Origin of the sequence: Tistrella mobilis KA081020-065, assembly GCF_000264455.2 — a bacterium.
Classification (GTDB): Bacteria; Pseudomonadota; Alphaproteobacteria; order Tistrellales; family Tistrellaceae; genus Tistrella; species Tistrella mobilis.
In genome coordinates this window covers 293,821-309,071 of sequence record NC_017957.2, presented here as the reverse complement: position 1 = coordinate 309,071, position 15,251 = coordinate 293,821, and the positions used below count along the sequence as shown (strand labels likewise).

At 69.1% G+C, this 15,251-nt stretch carries 16 protein-coding genes; 8 read left to right on the top strand and 8 right to left on the bottom strand.

Going from position 1 to position 15,251, the window contains the following annotated elements; all coding sequences use genetic code 11:
- Positions 1–156 precede the first annotated feature (156 nt).
- Positions 157–1,077 carry an NAD(P)/FAD-dependent oxidoreductase gene (locus tag TMO_RS19250; RefSeq protein WP_014747353.1) on the top strand — a complete coding sequence of 307 codons (921 nt, stop codon included), beginning with the start codon at positions 157–159 and terminating at the stop codon, positions 1,075–1,077.
- A 17-nt stretch (positions 1,078–1,094) separates the two neighbouring features.
- Here the strand turns inward: TMO_RS19250 and TMO_RS19245 are convergent, their stop codons facing one another.
- Both TMO_RS19245 and TMO_RS19240 read right to left on the bottom strand, forming a co-directional pair.
- Positions 1,095–1,910, bottom strand: coding sequence for an oxidoreductase (locus TMO_RS19245; RefSeq protein ID WP_014747352.1), 816 nt, complete (start codon positions 1,908–1,910; stop codon positions 1,095–1,097).
- A 46-nt stretch (positions 1,911–1,956) separates the two neighbouring features.
- Positions 1,957–2,532 carry a TetR/AcrR family transcriptional regulator gene (locus TMO_RS19240; protein WP_014747351.1) on the bottom strand — a complete coding sequence of 192 codons (576 nt, stop codon included), beginning with the start codon at positions 2,530–2,532 and terminating at the stop codon, positions 1,957–1,959.
- 88 nt (positions 2,533–2,620) lie between these two features.
- On the opposite strand from TMO_RS19240, the gene TMO_RS19235 reads away from it, so the two are divergent.
- From TMO_RS19235 to TMO_RS19225, 3 genes are read left to right on the top strand one after another with little or no spacing between them, the layout of a single operon-like run.
- The gene (locus TMO_RS19235) at positions 2,621–3,736 is read left to right on the top strand and encodes an efflux RND transporter periplasmic adaptor subunit (protein ID WP_014747350.1); all 1,116 of its coding nucleotides are present in this window, start codon (positions 2,621–2,623) and stop codon (positions 3,734–3,736) included.
- Positions 3,736–6,783, top strand: coding sequence for an efflux RND transporter permease subunit (locus TMO_RS19230; RefSeq protein WP_014747349.1), 3,048 nt, complete (start codon positions 3,736–3,738; stop codon positions 6,781–6,783). The genes TMO_RS19235 and TMO_RS19230 overlap by 1 nt, the downstream gene beginning before the upstream one ends.
- Positions 6,780–7,523 (top strand): TetR/AcrR family transcriptional regulator, encoded by a 744-nt coding sequence (locus TMO_RS19225; RefSeq protein WP_081599043.1) that lies wholly within the window; start codon positions 6,780–6,782, stop codon positions 7,521–7,523. Before TMO_RS19230 ends, TMO_RS19225 begins: the two co-directional genes overlap by 4 nt.
- Here the strand turns inward: TMO_RS19225 and TMO_RS19220 are convergent.
- The 3 genes from TMO_RS19220 to TMO_RS19210 are packed head-to-tail and all read right to left on the bottom strand — an operon-like array spanning position 7,438 to position 10,141.
- Positions 7,438–8,175: a DUF6683 family protein gene (locus TMO_RS19220; protein WP_014747348.1), complete on the bottom strand. Its 738-nt coding sequence runs from the start codon at positions 8,173–8,175 to the stop codon at positions 7,438–7,440. The genes TMO_RS19225 and TMO_RS19220 overlap by 86 nt on opposite strands.
- A gap of 57 nt (positions 8,176–8,232) precedes the next feature.
- A complete protein-coding gene (locus TMO_RS19215) occupies positions 8,233–9,417 on the bottom strand; it encodes an arabinose transporter (protein ID WP_014747347.1) in 1,185 nt (394 codons plus the stop codon).
- Between the two features lie 52 nt (positions 9,418–9,469).
- Entirely contained in the window at positions 9,470–10,141 is a 672-nt protein-coding gene (locus tag TMO_RS19210) for an O-methyltransferase (RefSeq protein WP_014747346.1), read from the bottom strand.
- A gap of 127 nt (positions 10,142–10,268) precedes the next feature.
- Here TMO_RS19210 and TMO_RS19205 point away from each other — a divergent pair, with 127 nt between their 5' ends.
- The 3 genes from TMO_RS19205 (at position 10,269) to TMO_RS19200 (ending at position 11,453) form a co-directional block, all read left to right on the top strand.
- The gene (locus tag TMO_RS19205; RefSeq protein WP_014747345.1) at positions 10,269–10,898 is read left to right on the top strand and encodes a TetR family transcriptional regulator; all 630 of its coding nucleotides are present in this window, start codon (positions 10,269–10,271) and stop codon (positions 10,896–10,898) included.
- Between the two features lie 98 nt (positions 10,899–10,996).
- Positions 10,997–11,224, top strand: coding sequence for an AbrB/MazE/SpoVT family DNA-binding domain-containing protein (locus TMO_RS30640; protein ID WP_014747344.1), 228 nt, complete (start codon positions 10,997–10,999; stop codon positions 11,222–11,224).
- Entirely contained in the window at positions 11,190–11,453 is a 264-nt protein-coding gene (locus TMO_RS19200) for a putative toxin-antitoxin system toxin component, PIN family (RefSeq protein WP_041606893.1), read from the top strand. The genes TMO_RS30640 and TMO_RS19200 overlap by 35 nt, the downstream gene beginning before the upstream one ends.
- A 53-nt stretch (positions 11,454–11,506) precedes the next feature.
- Here the strand turns inward: TMO_RS19200 and TMO_RS19195 are convergent, their stop codons facing one another.
- A complete protein-coding gene (locus TMO_RS19195; RefSeq protein ID WP_041606891.1) occupies positions 11,507–12,409 on the bottom strand; it encodes a LysR family transcriptional regulator in 903 nt (300 codons plus the stop codon).
- 126 nt (positions 12,410–12,535) lie between these two features.
- On the opposite strand from TMO_RS19195, the gene TMO_RS19190 reads away from it, so the two are divergent.
- Positions 12,536–13,564: a zinc-dependent alcohol dehydrogenase family protein gene (locus TMO_RS19190; protein ID WP_014747342.1), complete on the top strand. Its 1,029-nt coding sequence runs from the start codon at positions 12,536–12,538 to the stop codon at positions 13,562–13,564.
- A gap of 18 nt (positions 13,565–13,582) precedes the next feature.
- Here the strand turns inward: TMO_RS19190 and TMO_RS19185 are convergent, their stop codons facing one another.
- Complete coding sequence (locus TMO_RS19185; protein ID WP_014747340.1) at positions 13,583–14,056, bottom strand: membrane protein; 474 nt, start codon at positions 14,054–14,056, stop codon at positions 13,583–13,585.
- A 77-nt stretch (positions 14,057–14,133) separates the two neighbouring features.
- A complete protein-coding gene (locus TMO_RS19180) occupies positions 14,134–15,111 on the bottom strand; it encodes a LysR family transcriptional regulator (RefSeq protein WP_014747339.1) in 978 nt (325 codons plus the stop codon).
- Between the last annotated feature and the right edge of the window lie 140 nt (positions 15,112–15,251).

Genomic DNA, 15,251 nt, shown 5'->3' with positions numbered 1-15,251 from the left:
GGTCCGGGTGGTCAAGGGTGGCAGGCAGGCTCCGATCCCTTCATCCCATCATGCAGCCCCGTCACGCAAGAGCGGAAGCGACATGAGTCTTGACGGGCTGGACACGCCACTCCTAAAGTTACGTAACTTCGAACGATACGTAATCAGGAGAGATCCATGCACTTCGACGCAATCGTGGTCGGTGGCAGCTTTGCGGGGCTGGCGGCGGCGATGCAGCTGGCCCGGGCGCGGCGACAGGTGGCGGTGATCGATGCCGGCCAGCCGCGCAACCGGTTCTCGCCCGCGCTGCACGGCATGCCCGGGCAGGATGGCCGCAGCCCTGCCGCGATTCTGGGCGAGGCCCGCGCCCAGCTTGCCACCTATCCGGCGGCGACGCTGATCGGCGGCGAGGTAGCGACAGCGGCGGCCACCAGCGACGGCTTTCTGGTGCAGCTGGCCGATGGCCGCGAGATGACCGCCGCCCGGCTGATCCTGGCCCATGGCCTGGCCGACGCCATGCCCGGCGCCGGGACCGGCCGCAAGCTGGCCGCGGCGCTGGCCGACCGCTGGGGCCATGGCGTGCTGCACTGCCCCTATTGCCATGGCTATGAAACGGCGGGCGGGCCGCTCGGCGTGCTCGCCACCCGCCCCGACATGGCGGCGCATGCGCTGCTCTTCACCGATTGGGGGCCGACGACGCTGCTGCTGGACGCCATCCCCGCCCCCGATGCCGAAACCGCCGCCCGCCTGGCCGCGGCCGGGGTGACGATCGAGACGGTGCCGGTGGCGGAGCTGCTGGGCCCGGCCCCCGGCCTTGCCGGCATCCGCCTTGCCGACGGCCGCGAGCTGCCGATGACCGGCCTGTTCGTCGCCCCCGAACCCGCCTTCACCACCCCCCTGCCCGGCATGCTGGGCTGCCGCACCGAAACCGGCCCGACCGGCCCCTGGATCGCGACCGACGACTGGGGCCTCACCTCGGTGCCGGGCGTCTATGCCGCGGGCGACATCGCCTTTCCCATGCACAATGCCAGTCTGGCCCTCGCCTCGGGCGTGCGGGCGGGGGTGGGCGCGCATCGATCGCTGGTCTTCGGCGTCTGACGGTGGGGCAGGCGCGGTCAGGCCGGCAGGCCCGCCTGTTTGCGCAGGCTTTTGTCGAAGGCTGATTCCGGCACGAACCGGCGGAGCAGCCGCACCCGGCCCGCCATCTTTCCGGCGGTGTAGCGCAGCTTCGGGGTGGCGGCCCGGGCGGCCTTCAGCACGGTCTGCGCCACGATCTCGGGGGCATCGCCCGCCGTCACGCCCCTCTGCATCAGCCGTTCGGCCTGCGCCCGCACCTCGTCATAGATCGCAAGCGGCTGATCCGGGGTCATGCCATGGGCATCGAAGCCGGTGCTGGTATAGGCGGGTTCGATCAGCACCACCCGGATGCCGAAGCCGCGCAGCTCGTGATCGAGCGATTCGGAATAGCCCTCGATGGCGTGCTTGCTCGCCGCATAGATGGCGTTGTAGGGGGCGGGGATCACGCCCAGGATGGAGCTGATGTTGACGATCCGCCCGGCCCCCTGCTGGCGCATCGCCGGCAGCGCCGCCCGGATCACCCGCATGGGCCCGAAGACATTCACGTCGAACAGGGCCTGGGCCTGGGCGACCGACGATTCTTCCGCCCCGCCGGTCACGCCGATGCCGGCATTGTTGACCAGCAGATCGATCCGGCCGGCCTCTGCCAGCACATCCCCGATCAGCCGCGCCACCGAGGCATCATCCCGGACATCGGCGGTGCGCATGGCAACCCCCGCCGGGCCGGCGGCGGGGGTCCTGCGGCTGGTGCCGTAGACACGGTATCCCGCCTGCAGCAGGGCGGCGGCCGTCGCATAGCCGATGCCCGAGGATGCCCCCGTCACCAGGGCGACGCCGGCACTGACTTTGTTCATGGGTACGACATCTTTCTGCTGGCCCGGCGACCGACGCCGGGCGGGGTCATCCGCGATCGCGGGTCAGGCTGGCGGCGGCGGCATCCAGGAAACGCTTCGACAGATCGGGGTCATTCACGACGCGCGACAGGATCAGCGCGCCCACCATGGTCGACAGCGCGGCCATCGCCGCGTCTTCCGCGCCCGCGCTCTCATCCGCGCCCATCAGGCGGCGAAGGTTGTCGAGACGCTCTCTGATCCCCTCCTCGAACGATGCCCTGACGGTGCTGCCCTGTCTGGCGGCATCGGTGCCCAAGGCCGCGATCGGACAGCCGTCCGGGGTCTCGTCGCAATGCTCCGCACTCAGGTAGAAGGCGACGGCCGCCGTGAAGGGATCCTCCGGCGCTGCCGCCAGGGCATCCGACCAGCGGTGGGAGACGCTCTCGAACGCCCGCCGGGAGGCCTGGGCCGCCAGGTCCTCTTTCGAGGCAAACTGCTTGTAGAAGGCGCCCTGGGTCAGCCCGGCGCCCTTCATCAGATCCTTGAGACCGATGCCGTCGAAACCGTGTTCGCGGAACAGGCGGCTGGCGACATTGATGACGTTTTCCCGGTTTTCCACGGCCTGAGCCCGGCTGACGCGCATTGCCATTCTCCGTCTTTTTTAGATTGTGTTCGACATCTATAACCTATATAGCGGTCGTATGCAATCTATTCGGACGGGGACACCGGGCATGACGGCAAAATTCCGGGCTGCACTTTGGGGGCTGGCGGTTGCAGGGGCAGGGGTGGCCGGCTTCGCGGCCCTGTCCCTGCGCGCAGACGAGGCCGCGGCCGTGAACGACCCGCGGCAGGATCCGCCGACCGTCAGGCTGGCGACGGCCCGGGTGGTCGGCGGATCCGAGCGTGGCTTCACCGGCGTGATCGGCGCGCGGGTGCAGAGCAATCCGGGCTTTCGCGTGCCCGGCAAGATCATCGAACGCCTGGTGAATACCGGCGAGGCGGTGACGGCCGGCCAGCCGCTGATGCGGATCGACGACAGCGATCTTCAGCTTGCCCTGGCCGCCCGGCGCAATGCCGCGGCGGCGGCCCGCGCGGTCTTCGTTCAGGCGAAGGCCGACGAGCGGCGCTATGCCAACCTGGTGAAGAACGGCCTGGCCGCCAGCCCGCAGCGCTATGACCAGGCCAAAGCCGCCCTGGACAGCGCGGCCGCCCGGCTTGCCGCGGCAGAAGCCGAGGCCCGTGTGGCCGAAAACGAAGCAGCCTATGCCGTGCTGGTCGCCGAAGCCGACGGAACCGTGGTCGAAACGCTGGGCGAGCCGGGACAGGTGGTCCCGGCCGGCCAGACGGTGATCCGCCTTGCCTGGTCGGGGCCGCGCGAAGCCGTGGTCGCCCTGCCGGAAACGGTCCGCCCCGCGATCGGCTCGGTGGCGGAGGCCACGCTCTACGGCGACGGGGCACATCGCTATCGGGCGCAGCTCCGTCAGCTCTCCAACGCCGCCGATCCCCTGACCCGCACTTATGAGGCACGCTATGTGCTGGAGGGCGAGGCCGCGGCGGCACCGCTGGGTGCGACGGTGACCATCCGCATCGCCGGCCGCCCGGCCGAAGCAGAGGTCGAAGTACCACTCGGCGCCGTGCTCGACGACGGGCGGAAAACCGGCGTCTGGGTCTTCGATCCCGCCGCCTCCACCGTGCAGTTCCGCCCCGTCCGCCTGGTGCGGCTGGGCAGCGAAACCGCGGTGCTTGCAGGGGTGCAGCCGGGCGACGCCGTGGTCTCCCTCGGTGCCCATCTTCTGCGCGACGGCGCCGAGGTCAGGGCTGCCGCCGCAGTCGGTGGGGGGCAGTGATGCGCTTCAATCTTTCCGCGCTCGCCGTGCGCGAACGCGCGGTCACGCTGTTCTTCATTCTTCTGCTGATGGCGGCCGGCGCCTATGCCTTCCTGAAACTCGGCCGGGCAGAGGACCCCAGCTTCACCATCAAGACCCTGACGGTTACGGCCGCCTGGCCGGGCGCAACCGCGCGCGAGATGCAGGATCTGGTGGCCGAACCGCTGGAAAAGCGCCTCCAGGAACTGGCCTGGTACGACCGGGTGGAGACCACCGCGCGGCCGGGCTATGCCTATATGACCGTCACGCTGAAGGACACCACCCCGCCTTCGGCCGTTCAGGACGAATTCTATCAGGCCCGCAAGAAGCTGGGAGACGAGGCCGGCAACCTGCCGCCCGGCGTCTACGGGCCCTTCGTCGACGATGAATACGCCGATGTGAGCTTCGCGCTCTATGCGCTGAAGGCCGAAGACATGCCGATGCGCCAGCTGGTCCGGCAGGCGGAAATCGTCCGCCAGGATCTGCTGCATGTGCCGGGGGTGGAGAAGATCAACATCCTGGGCGAGCGCCCCGAGCGGATCTTCGTCGAATTTTCCCATGACCGGCTGGCGACGCTCGGCATTCCGGCGCAGGCGATCATCGCCGCGCTGCAGCGTCAGAACACCCTGACCCCGGCCGGATCGATCGAGACCCGGGGCCCGCAGGTCTTCATCCGGATCGATGGCGCCTATGACGGGGTTCAGGCGATCGCCGACACGCCGATCGTCGCCGGCGGGCGCGTGCTGAAGCTCTCGGACATCGCCCGGATCCGCCGCGGCTACGAGGATCCGCCCGGCTATCTGATCCGCCATGACGGCAAGCCCGCCATCATGCTCGCCGCGGTGATGAAGCAGGGCTGGAACGGGCTGGACCTCGGCCGGGCGCTGGAAGAGAAGACGGCGGCCATCGCCGGCGGCCTGCCGCTCGGCATGACGCTCGACAAGGTGACCGACCAGGCCGTCAACATCACCTCGGCGGTCGACGAATTCATGCTGAAGTTCGCGATGGCGCTGGGCGTGGTGCTGCTGGTCAGCCTGCTCAGCCTCGGCTGGCGGGTCGGTATCGTGGTGGCGGCGGCCATCCCGCTGACGCTCGCGGTCGTGTTCCTGATCATGCTGGAGACCGGCCGGTTCTTCGACCGCATCACCCTGGGCGCGCTGATCCTGGCGCTGGGGCTTCTGGTCGACGATGCCATCATCGCCATCGAAGTCATGGTAGTGAAGATGGAAGAGGGCATGGACCGGATCAGGGCGGCGGCCTATGCCTGGAGCCATACCGCGGCACCGATGCTCTCGGGCACGCTCGTCACCATCGCCGGCTTCCTGCCGGTCGGCTTCGCCCCCTCCACAGCCGGCGAATATGCCGGCAACATCTTCTGGGTGGTGGGCTTCGCCCTGATCGTCTCGTGGATCGTCGCCGTGGTCTTCACCCCCTATCTGGGCGTGAAGCTGCTGCCCGCGATCAGGCCGGTCGAGGGCGGCCATCACGCCATCTACGACACGCCCAATTACCGGCGTCTGCGCCGCTTCATCGCGCTGGCCGTGCGCCACAAATTCCTGACCTGCGGCATCGTCGTCATCGCCTTCGTCCTGGCGGGCATGGGGATGGGCGGGGTCAAGCAGCAGTTCTTCCCCACCTCCGACCGCCCGGAAGTGCTGGTGGAGGTCCGCCTGCCCGAAGGCAGCAGCATCGAGACCACGACCGGCGCCGTCCGCAAGCTTGAACACTGGCTGGACGGCCAGCCCGAGGCCCGGATCGTCACCAGCTATATCGGCCAGGGGGCGCCGCGCTTCTTCCTGGCCATGTCGCCGGAGCTGCCCGACCCGGCCTTCGCCAAGATCGTGGTGCTGACACCCGATGCCGAGGCGCGCGACGCCCTGAAGCACCGGCTGCGGGCGGCCGTGGCCCAGGGTCTGGCACCCGAGGCCTATGTGCGCGCCACACAGTTCGTCTTCGGCCCGCCCTCGGTCTTTCCGGTCGAATTCCGGATCATGGGCCCCGATCCCGCAACACTCTACAGCCTCTCGGAACAGGTGCTCGCCGTCATGCGCGGCATTCCCGAGGTGCGAGAGGCCAATCGCGACTGGGGCAATCGCACCCCGGTGCTGCGCTTCGTGCCCGACCAGGACCGGCTGAACCTGATCGGCCTGTCGCCGGCCGAGGTCAGCCAGCAATTGCAGCTTCTGCTGTCGGGCATCACCGTCACGGAGCTTCGCGAGGACATCCGCAACGTCGCCGTGGTCGCACGCAGCGCCGGCGGAGAGCGGCTGGATCCCACACGCCTCGCCGATTTCTCCCTGACCAGCCGGGACGGCCGGCAGATCCCGCTCGACCAGATCGGTCATGCCGAAATCCGCCTGGAAGAGCCGATTCTGAAGCGCCGCGATCGCATCCCCGTCATCACCGTGCGGTCCGAGATCGACGAGGCCACCCAGCCGCCCGAGGTCTCGAAACAGGTCATGACGGCCCTTCAGCCGCTGATCGCCACCCTGCCGCCCGGCTATCGCATCGAAATGGGCGGGTCGATCGAAGAGGCCGGCAAGGCCAATGCCGCGCTGGTCACCATCTTCCCGGTCATGATCGCGGCCACGCTGATCATCATCATGCTGCAGGTGCGATCCTTCCCGATGCTGGCCATGGTGATGCTGACCGCCCCGCTCGGCCTGGTCGGCGTGGTGCCGGCTCTGCTCGCCTTCAACCAGCCCTTCGGCTTCAACGCCATCCTGGGCCTGATCGGCCTGGCCGGCATCCTGATGCGCAACACGCTGATCCTGACCGAGCAGATCAAGGAGAACCGCGCCGCCGGGCTCGACGCCTATCACGCCGTCATCGAAGCGACGGTGCAGCGGGCGCGGCCGGTGATCCTCACGGCCCTTGCCGCGGTGCTCGCCTTCATCCCGCTGACCCATTCGGTGTTCTGGGGATCGATGGCCTATACGCTGATCGGCGGCACGGCCTGCGGCACGCTGCTGATCCTCCTGTTCCTGCCGGCGCTCTACGCCGTCTGGTTCCGGATCAGGGCGACATGACGGAGATATCGGTGACCTCTCCCCGCCCGCCGCGCACCAAACCGCCGCGCGCCAGCGCCAACGAGATCCGCGTCCGCATCCTGCAGGTGGCGGAGGAGAGGTTTCGCCGCGTCGGCCATCTCAAGACCTCGATGGCCGACATCGCCGCCGAACTCGACATGAGCCCGGCCAATCTCTACCGCTTCTTTCCGGCCAGGCAGGCCATTTCCGACGCGATCTGCCATCGTGCCGTGAAGGAGATCGCCGACATCGCCTTCGCGATCGCCCTGATGGACATGCCGGCGGCCCTGAAGATCGAACGGCTTCTGACCGCGGTTCATCGGTACAATCGGGCACGCTTTTTCAACGACCGACGCATGCACGACATGATCATCGCCGCCAGCCGGGCCAATACCGCCATCCTTGCGGTCCATCTCGACCGGATGGAGAAACTGTTCGAATACATCATCCGGCAGGGGATCGAAGCCGGAGATGTCGAAGCCGGAGATGTCGAAAGGGCATGTCCCGCACAGGCGGCGCGGGCCCTCAACGGATCCTTTGCCATCTTCCTCGACCCGGCCCTGATCGAGCATTGCCTGCGCTACGATCCGGACAGCGACGTCACGCTGCGGGAGCGCCTTCGCATCGTTCTGCCGGCCCTCCTGCCGGCGGTCCTCACCTCAACCCGTCCGCCGTCAGATCCAGCGCCGTCAGATCCACCCCGAAGGTCGCCTGCGCACCCCGCGCCACCGCCTCGCTGACCCGCCTTTGCAGGTCGGGGCGGTCGCGGGCGGCGCTGGCATGGCGGGAGATGATCACCGCCTGGACGATCATCGATTCGGCCAGTTCCTGTTTCTCGGCATCGCTCGCCCGGGTGAAGCCGGGGGTGGCGCCGATCGCCGCCGCCAGCTGGTCGCTGAGGCCGCGCATCACCTCGGGCGCCGGGTCGGCCTCGCTGCCGCGCACGGCGCCCCAGGCGGTGGAAAGATAGACCGCCATGGCATCGGCCACGTTCTCCGGTCGCATGCCATAGGGTTTCAGCCAGTCGCGGGCGGCGCCGATCACGTCGTTGTCGGTCAACAGGCGGTCGAGATTGTCGGCGGCCCCGGCGTCATGGGCCCGCAGCCGGTCGACGAAGATATCGAAATTGCGCCGGCGCAGCGCCGGATCGGGGCGATAGGTCAGCACCTCGTCCGGGGCCGGCAGCCGGCCGGGCGGCAGGCTGCCGTCCAGCCTGGGCGCCAGGGCACGCGGCGTGACCGGCGCCTGCGACGGCCGGTTGGTCAGGGCCGCCAGCTTCGCCGGCCCATGATCGGCGCGGGCGGGCACAGCTGCGACCAGCGCGCCCAGGACGAGCAGTTGCAGGCGGCCGGCCAGCTGCAGACGCGTGCGTCGGGGAAGACGGATGGGCATGACTCCACTCCTTCTGCCTGAAACTGAGCTGGATACGACATCGTGGCATCTCTGGGGTCATGCTGCGACCGTTCGGTGACGCGCCCGGCGCAGCCACAGGGCGATCAGCACCCCCGCCCCCGCCGCACAGCCGCCGATCAGGAAGACCGGGCCATAGCCGGCGCGATCGGCGAGCAGCCCGGCCAGCGGGCCGGTCAGGCCATAGGCGAGATCCTGGAAGGCCGAAAAGCCGCCCAGCGCCGTGCCCCGCAGATGCGGCGGCACCAGATGCACCACCTCGCGCCCCATGGCGGGAAACACCATCGAGCAGCCGAGCCCGGTGAGGAAGGCGCCGGCCAGCGCCAGCTCCGGCATCGGTGCCGCCCAGATCAGGACCTGACCTGCCGCCTCGACCGCCAGTGACGCCGTGGCGACCGGCAGCCCGCCCAGCCGGTCGGGCAGATGGCCGAACAGGATGCGCACCAGCACGAAACCGGCGCCGAAGGCGGCGAGCCCCAGCCCGGCATGGGCCCAACCCCGGTTCAGGAACAGCAGCACGAAGAAGGCGCCGATCGCGGCAAAGCCGATGCCCTGCAGGCAGACGATCAGCCCGTGCCGCCAGATCTGGCCCATCACCGACAGGAAGGATGGGCGCGCGGCATCGGGATGCGGGGCCACCCCCGGCATGGCCGCGACGGCGATCAGGCCGAGGCAGGGCAGCAGCGCCGCCACGGCCATGGCCCCCATGAAGCCCGCATGCTCCATCAGCAGCAGGCCGAGCGGGCCGCCCAGGCCCAGCGCGCCATAGATCGCGGCCCCCACCAGCGCCAGCACCCGGCCGGCCCGCGCCGGGCCGGTGATGCCGATGCCCCAGGCGACCACGCCGACGCCGACCAGGCTCTCGCCCAGGCCGACCAGCAACCGACCGGCGATCAGAACCGCAAATGCAGTTATCGGCGCGAGTGATGTCAGCCCGGCGAGCAGCGAGACCAGGGCGCCCGCGGCATAAAGCGCCAGGCCGCGCGCAACCGCGATCTTCGCGCCCGCGCGGTCCGATATCCGCCCGGCCGGGCCGCGGGTGAGGATGGTGGCGAGGAAAGCGATGCCCACCGCCAGCCCCGCCTGAAGATTACCGAGCCCCAGCCCGTCGGTGACCTGCACCGGCACCACCGGCAGCGGGATGGCGACGCAGAGATAGGAGAGGAAAAGAACGGCAACCAGCAGCAGAAGCCGTGCCTGCGCACCGGCTGAAGAGGTCGTCATGGAACGCTCCACCACAAGATAAGGGCGGTAAAGGGGGGGGGGCCGCCAATGGTCAGCCGAGCCGCATCGACAGTTCGACATCGCCGGCAAAGGGCACCGACAGCCAGCCATTGGCCGGGTCGCGGACCCGGGCCAGATAGTCGGGGGCGTGTTCGGCATTGTCGGCCACCACCAGGGCGCCGGGGCGGAGATGCGGCTCGATCAGCGCCAGGATCTCGGCATAGAGCACCTTGGCGCCGTCGAGCAGCACCAGATCGATCGCCGGCGGCAGATCGCGGGCCAGCGTTTCCAGCGCATCGCCCTCGCGCAGTTCGACCAGATCGGCAAGACCGGCGACCCGCAGGTTGTCGCGGGCGCGGTTGGCCTTGGCGGGCTCGAATTCGGTGGTGATGATCCGGCCGGCACCATCCGCACCGGCCGTATCGCGCAGCGCCGCCGCCAGATGCAGGGTCGAGATGCCGAAGGAGGTGCCGAATTCGACGATCGTCCGCGCCTTCAGGCTGCATGCAAGCATGTAAAGCAGCCGCCCGGTTGTGGGCGAGACCGGCAGCGCGACCTCGGCCAGACCATGATAGAGATCCCGATAGAGGCTTCGGCTGCGCATCAGCCGATCGCGCTCTTCGGCGGAGAGCCGGGCCAGGGCCGGCGGGATTTCCGCCGCGGCGGCCTCGGCGAACAGGCGGTCCAACAGGTCGGCGACCGGCCCTTGGGTGAGCGTAGACATGGGGAAACTCCCTCTCGACAGACAGGATTTCGGGTATCGGTCGTTTCGGATTGAGAGGGGCGCCGCCTCGCCCTAAAAATATGACGAGATCGTCGCATTCGCGCTAATCGCATTGGCGGAGCCCCTGATGCCCCCTGCCCAGACCCCGCGGATTTCCTTGCGAAAACGCCCGCAACAGGCCCGGTCCGAGGGGCTGGTGGCGGCGATCCTGGAAGCGGCGGTTCAGGTTCTGACGACCGAAGGCGCGCAGCGTTTCACCACCGCGCGGGTGGCGGAACGGGCGGGCGTGGCCGTGGGCTCGCTCTACCAGTACTTCCCCAACAAGGCGGCGATCCTGTTCCGCCTGCAAAGCGATGAATGGCAGCAGACCAGCCGCCAGATGCATGCGATCCTGTCGGATACCACCCGCGCGCCCGCCGACCGGCTGCGCGATCTGGCGACGACCTTCCTCCGCTCGGAATGCGAAGAGGCCGCCATCCGCCGCGCCCTCGACGACGCCGCCCCGCTCTATCGCGACGCCCCCGAAGCCAAAGCGGCCCGCGCCCGGGTCGACGACGCCCTCGCCGCCTTCATGCGCGAAGCCCTGCCCGAGGCCGACGACGCCCGCCGCGCGCTCACCGGCGAGGTGATCATGCGCACGCTGAAATCGGTCGGAAAGGACTACTCGGAAACCCCGCAATCACCGGCCGCGGTCGAGGCCTTCGGTCAGGCGCTGGGGGAGATGCTGGTGGGGTATCTGGACCGGTGCCGGGGGTGACGATGGCGCCGGGCTCCAACCGTGTCCGGCAGCCTCATGTCCCCTTGAATCCTGGAAATCATGATGTCAGCATTTCCTTACGCCCCAGGAACATCTACATGCTCGCAAAACTGACATCGAAAAACCAACTCACTCTGCCAAAGGCGGTGGTCGCTGCGGTAGAGGGCGCGGAGTATTTCGATGTGGTCGAAGAGAACGGCCGCATCATACTCACCCCGGTTCGCATCAACCGCGCTGATGCTGTCCGGGCCAAGCTGGAAGAAGTGAACCTGTCGGAAGCAGATATTGCCGATGCCGTTGCCTGGGCACGAGGACCTGCTGGCTGACTATCTGCCCTGGTGCGAGACAGTGCTGATCCCCGTCCCACCGCCTGCGGTCCCGGATTGCCGCGATCCGTTCGACCAGCCCTTCCTGGTGCTGGCGCTTGCCGGCCACGCCAATGCACTCCTCACCGGGGACCGTGATCTGCTGGTGCTCGCAGATGACGTTCCGATTCCCATTCTGACGGCCGCGGACATGAAGACGCGCCTCACTATCACCCCGGAAAAGCGCTAAGGCCCCAGACAAGCGCTAAGGCCCCGACAAGGGCACGCCGCACCGTTCCCCCATCAAAGCTCCGCCGCGCCGGGCAGCCGCTCGGCCAGGCGGTCGACGGCCAGCCGCAGCTTCAGGTCGGGGTGCGGGCTGCGCGGCCAGATCGCGTGGCTGGTGAAGACGGTGGCCGGCTGGTCGGTCAGCACTTCCGCCAGCGTGCCGGCGCGGATCCGGTCGCGGACCAGCCAGCAGGGCAGCCAGGTGAGGCCGAGCCCGGCCGCCGCCGCATCGGCCAGCGCCTCCAGATCGTCGAAGCGCAGCCGGGCCGCCGGCCGGATCACGGCATCGCGGCCGTCCGGCATCGGGAACAGCCAGCCGCGCACCCGGCCGCCGCGCAGATAGACCAGGCAGTCGTGACCGGCCAGCGCCGCCAGATCGGCGGGTGCCCCCCGCCGGGCCAGATAGTCGGGCGAGGCCACCACCGTCATCCGCTGGCGGGCGACCAGCCGCGCCATCAGCCCGGCCTGATCGTCGAGGGGGCCGTTGCGGATGGCGAGATCGATGCCGTCCTCGACCAGATCGACCAGCCGGTCGGTGAAATGCAGGTCCAGCTCCAGCCCCGGATGCTCGCGGGCCAGCCCGGTCAGAACCGGCGCGACGCAGCGCCGGCCGAACAGCACCGGCAGGGAGACCCTGAGCCGGCCCGCCACGGCACGACGACCATGGGCGAGCATCGCCTCCCCCGCGCGGATGTCGGCCAGCCCCCGCTGGCAGTGCTCCAGGAAGGCCTGGCCCTCTTCGGTCAGCGCCTGGGCGCGGGTGGTGCGGTGGAACAGCCGCACGCCCAGCCGCGCCTCCAGCCGGCCCACCGTCTTGGCGACCGCCGAGCGCGACAGGGCCAGACGCTCGGCCGCCGCCGAGAAACTGCCGGCCTCCGCCGCCTCCACGAACACGCCGATGCCGCTCAACCGGTCCATGATCCGCCGTATGATCCGTCTTTTGTTGCATGCCAGGCGCCAATCTTCCGACATATCGGCGCAACTGGCGACAGAAATTCCAGGCTAGCCTGCGGGCTCCATCATCCCCCGCCGGAGAGAGGCCCCATGACCGACGGCACCATGACCCGCTGGACGATCACCGCCCATGACATCGCGACCCTCCAGCCCGAAACCCTGCCCATCCCCACGCCCGGCCCGGGAGAGGTGCTGGTGAAGATCGGCGCGGTGGCGCTGAATTATCGCGACAAGATGGTGGTGGAAACCGGTATGGGCCTGCCGCTCAGCCTGCCGGTCTCGCCCGCCTCCGACATGGCCGGGCGGGTGCTGGCGACCGGTGCCGGCGTCTCGCGCTTCAGAACCGGCGACCGGGTGATCGCGCAGTTCATCCCCGACTGGATCGACGGCCGCAGACCGGGCGGCGCGTGGCCGCTGCCGCTCGATACCCTGGCCGGCACCCTGCCCGGCCTGCTCGCCACCCACGCGGTGCTGCCCGAAGACTGGCTGGTGGCGGCCCCCCGCACCCTCGACGATGCCGGCGCCGCGACCCTGCCGGTGGCCGGGCTGACCGCCTGGATGGCGCTGGTGGAATACGGCCGTATCCGGGCAGGCGACACCGTGCTGGTCCAGGGCACCGGCGGGGTGGCGCTGTTCGGGTTGCAGATCGCGCGGGCGCATGGCGCACGTGTGCTGGTCACTTCGGGCTCGGCCGACAAGCTGGCGCAGGCACGCGCGCTCGGCGCCGATCACGGCATCGACCGGACGGCCGGCGACTGGGCAGAGGCGGCGGTGGCGGCGACCGGCGGCCGCGGTGTCGATCATCTGCTGGAAGTGGCAGGCGGCGCCGGCCTCGGCACCTCGCTCCGCGCACTCGCCCCCGGCGGGCGGATCTCGGTGATCGGCGTGCTCGACGGCGCCGAAATCTCGGCCAATGTCAAACCGCTGCTGACCAAGGCGCCGGTGATCCAGGGCATCGCCGTCGGCCACCGGCGAGGGCTGGAAGATTTCGTCCGCGCGGTGGACATGCTGGGCCTTCAGCCGGTCATCGCCCGGCGCTATCGCGCCCATGAGGTGCGCGAGGCCTTCGCCCATCTCGACCGCGGCCCCTTCGGCAAGCTGGTGATCGAGATGGATTGACCGGCGCCCCCGCGCCGATCAGAACAGCATGCCATGCGCCCCGGCCACGGCCCCCGCCACCGTGACCGCGGCCACCGCCGACAGCACCCGATGGGCGCGCAACACCAGCCGGTACACCGCCTCGGGCCGGCTGGCGGCGGCCCGGTGGAACCAGGCATGCAGCACCAGCGGCTCGGCGATCAGCAGGATCACGGCAAAGATCGCCCACAGCACGACCATGGCATGCATCCACCAATAGCCGGGCTCGGCGAAGCGCCACCAGGCATCCATCCGCCAGGTCATCCAGAAGCCCGACAGCCCGGCCAGCACCACCGACACCCGCGCCTGCACTGAAAACCGCCCCTCGATCGCCTCGAACACCTCCAGCCGCCGGGTGGGTTCGGCCATCCGGCCGACGGCCGGCAGCAGCACGAAGGTGACCAGCCATAGCCCGCCGATCCAGTGCAGGACCGCCAGGACGTGAATGACGCGGGCGATGGTGACGTCGTCCATGGGATGAGGCTCCGACAGGGCAGAGAATATATGTATATCAGAAGAATATTATGGCCCGCCGTGACATTCCGCCCCATTCAGATGGTCGGGGCCAGATTGTCGATACGCTCGTGGATCATGGCGAACACGGTCTCTGCCGCCGGCGTGGGGTCGACATCGCGGGGGCGGATCAGGGCATAAGGCGTCACCCGCATATCCTCGGCGACGGGCAGGGTCACGATGCCCATGCCCATGCCTTCGTGATCGGCATAGAACCGCGCCACGGTGCGTGCCAGTGTGCCGATGCCGTTCGAACTGGCGATCAAGGCCAGCGTCAGCAGGATCGACGACGTCCCCAGCACCCGGTCCGGCAGGGTGCATCCGCGGCCGAGCAGATAAGCCTCTACCGTGGTCCGCATCAGCCCGCCCTGGGGCTGCAGGATCCAGTCATAGGCGACGCAGTCTTCCAGCGTCGGGGCGGGTTTGCGGGTCAGCGGATGGCCCTTGCGGACCACCAGGCTCAAGGGTTCCTCGCCGATGGTGCGGATCACGAAACTGCGCGGATCCCGGTCGGCCGGTAGGCGGCCGATGTAGAAATCCACCGCCCCCGCCAGAAGCTCGCCGGCCAGCTTGTCCGACAGGTCGACCGATACGTTGACGCGGATGTCGGGATGGGTCACGCGCAGCTGGCGGATCACCGGCAGGATGATCTCCAGCGCCGGCCCGGTCACCGCGCCGATATTGACGGTGCCCCGGGTGCCGCGGCCCATATCCTCGATCTCGCGATCGGTCTGGTCCAGATCCCGCAGCAGGCGCCGGGCGCGTTCGGCCAGGGTTGCCCCCATCACGGTCAGGCGGATGCCCCGCGGATGCCGTTCATACAGGGGCACGCCGACGATGGTCTCCGCCTCGGCCAGCAGGCGCGAGGCGGTGGGCTGGGTCATGTTCAGCCGTGCCGCGGCAGCACTGACCTGCGGGGTGTCCAGCAGCTCTGCCAGCACCCGCAGATGACGGAACTTGATGCCGCGGCCGATCAGCCGGTCGCGTCGCCCCACCTTGTTCGGGCCGCTCTCCATGATGGCAACCTCCCGTCCTGCCGACGCGTGTGATATTCGGATAATGATATATTGAACATGATTATGCCGATTTGACCGGCATATCCAATCCTCTTACCAATAGACCCAGCGGCAATCACCGGCCGGACCGTCCGCCGATG

Excerpts from the sequence above, each read along its gene's own strand:
- TMO_RS19250 (WP_014747353.1), top strand. The coding sequence starts at position 157 with ATGCACTTCGACGCAATCGTGGTCGGTGGCAGCTTTGCGGGGCTGGCG.
- TMO_RS19245 (WP_014747352.1), bottom strand. The coding sequence starts at position 1,910 with ATGAACAAAGTCAGTGCCGGCGTCGCCCTGGTGACGGGGGCATCCTCG.
- TMO_RS19240 (WP_014747351.1), bottom strand. The coding sequence starts at position 2,532 with ATGCGCGTCAGCCGGGCTCAGGCCGTGGAAAACCGGGAAAACGTCATC.
- TMO_RS19235 (WP_014747350.1), top strand. The coding sequence starts at position 2,621 with ATGACGGCAAAATTCCGGGCTGCACTTTGGGGGCTGGCGGTTGCAGGG.
- TMO_RS19230 (WP_014747349.1), top strand. The coding sequence starts at position 3,736 with ATGCGCTTCAATCTTTCCGCGCTCGCCGTGCGCGAACGCGCGGTCACG.
- TMO_RS19225 (WP_081599043.1), top strand. The coding sequence starts at position 6,780 with ATGACGGAGATATCGGTGACCTCTCCCCGCCCGCCGCGCACCAAACCG.
- TMO_RS19220 (WP_014747348.1), bottom strand. The coding sequence starts at position 8,175 with ATGCCCATCCGTCTTCCCCGACGCACGCGTCTGCAGCTGGCCGGCCGC.
- TMO_RS19215 (WP_014747347.1), bottom strand. The coding sequence starts at position 9,417 with ATGACGACCTCTTCAGCCGGTGCGCAGGCACGGCTTCTGCTGCTGGTT.
- TMO_RS19210 (WP_014747346.1), bottom strand. The coding sequence starts at position 10,141 with ATGTCTACGCTCACCCAAGGGCCGGTCGCCGACCTGTTGGACCGCCTG.
- TMO_RS19205 (WP_014747345.1), top strand. The coding sequence starts at position 10,269 with ATGCCCCCTGCCCAGACCCCGCGGATTTCCTTGCGAAAACGCCCGCAA.
- TMO_RS30640 (WP_014747344.1), top strand. The coding sequence starts at position 10,997 with ATGCTCGCAAAACTGACATCGAAAAACCAACTCACTCTGCCAAAGGCG.
- TMO_RS19200 (WP_041606893.1), top strand. The coding sequence starts at position 11,190 with ATGCCGTTGCCTGGGCACGAGGACCTGCTGGCTGACTATCTGCCCTGG.
- TMO_RS19195 (WP_041606891.1), bottom strand. The coding sequence starts at position 12,409 with ATGGACCGGTTGAGCGGCATCGGCGTGTTCGTGGAGGCGGCGGAGGCC.
- TMO_RS19190 (WP_014747342.1), top strand. The coding sequence starts at position 12,536 with ATGACCGACGGCACCATGACCCGCTGGACGATCACCGCCCATGACATC.
- TMO_RS19185 (WP_014747340.1), bottom strand. The coding sequence starts at position 14,056 with ATGGACGACGTCACCATCGCCCGCGTCATTCACGTCCTGGCGGTCCTG.
- TMO_RS19180 (WP_014747339.1), bottom strand. The coding sequence starts at position 15,111 with ATGGAGAGCGGCCCGAACAAGGTGGGGCGACGCGACCGGCTGATCGGC.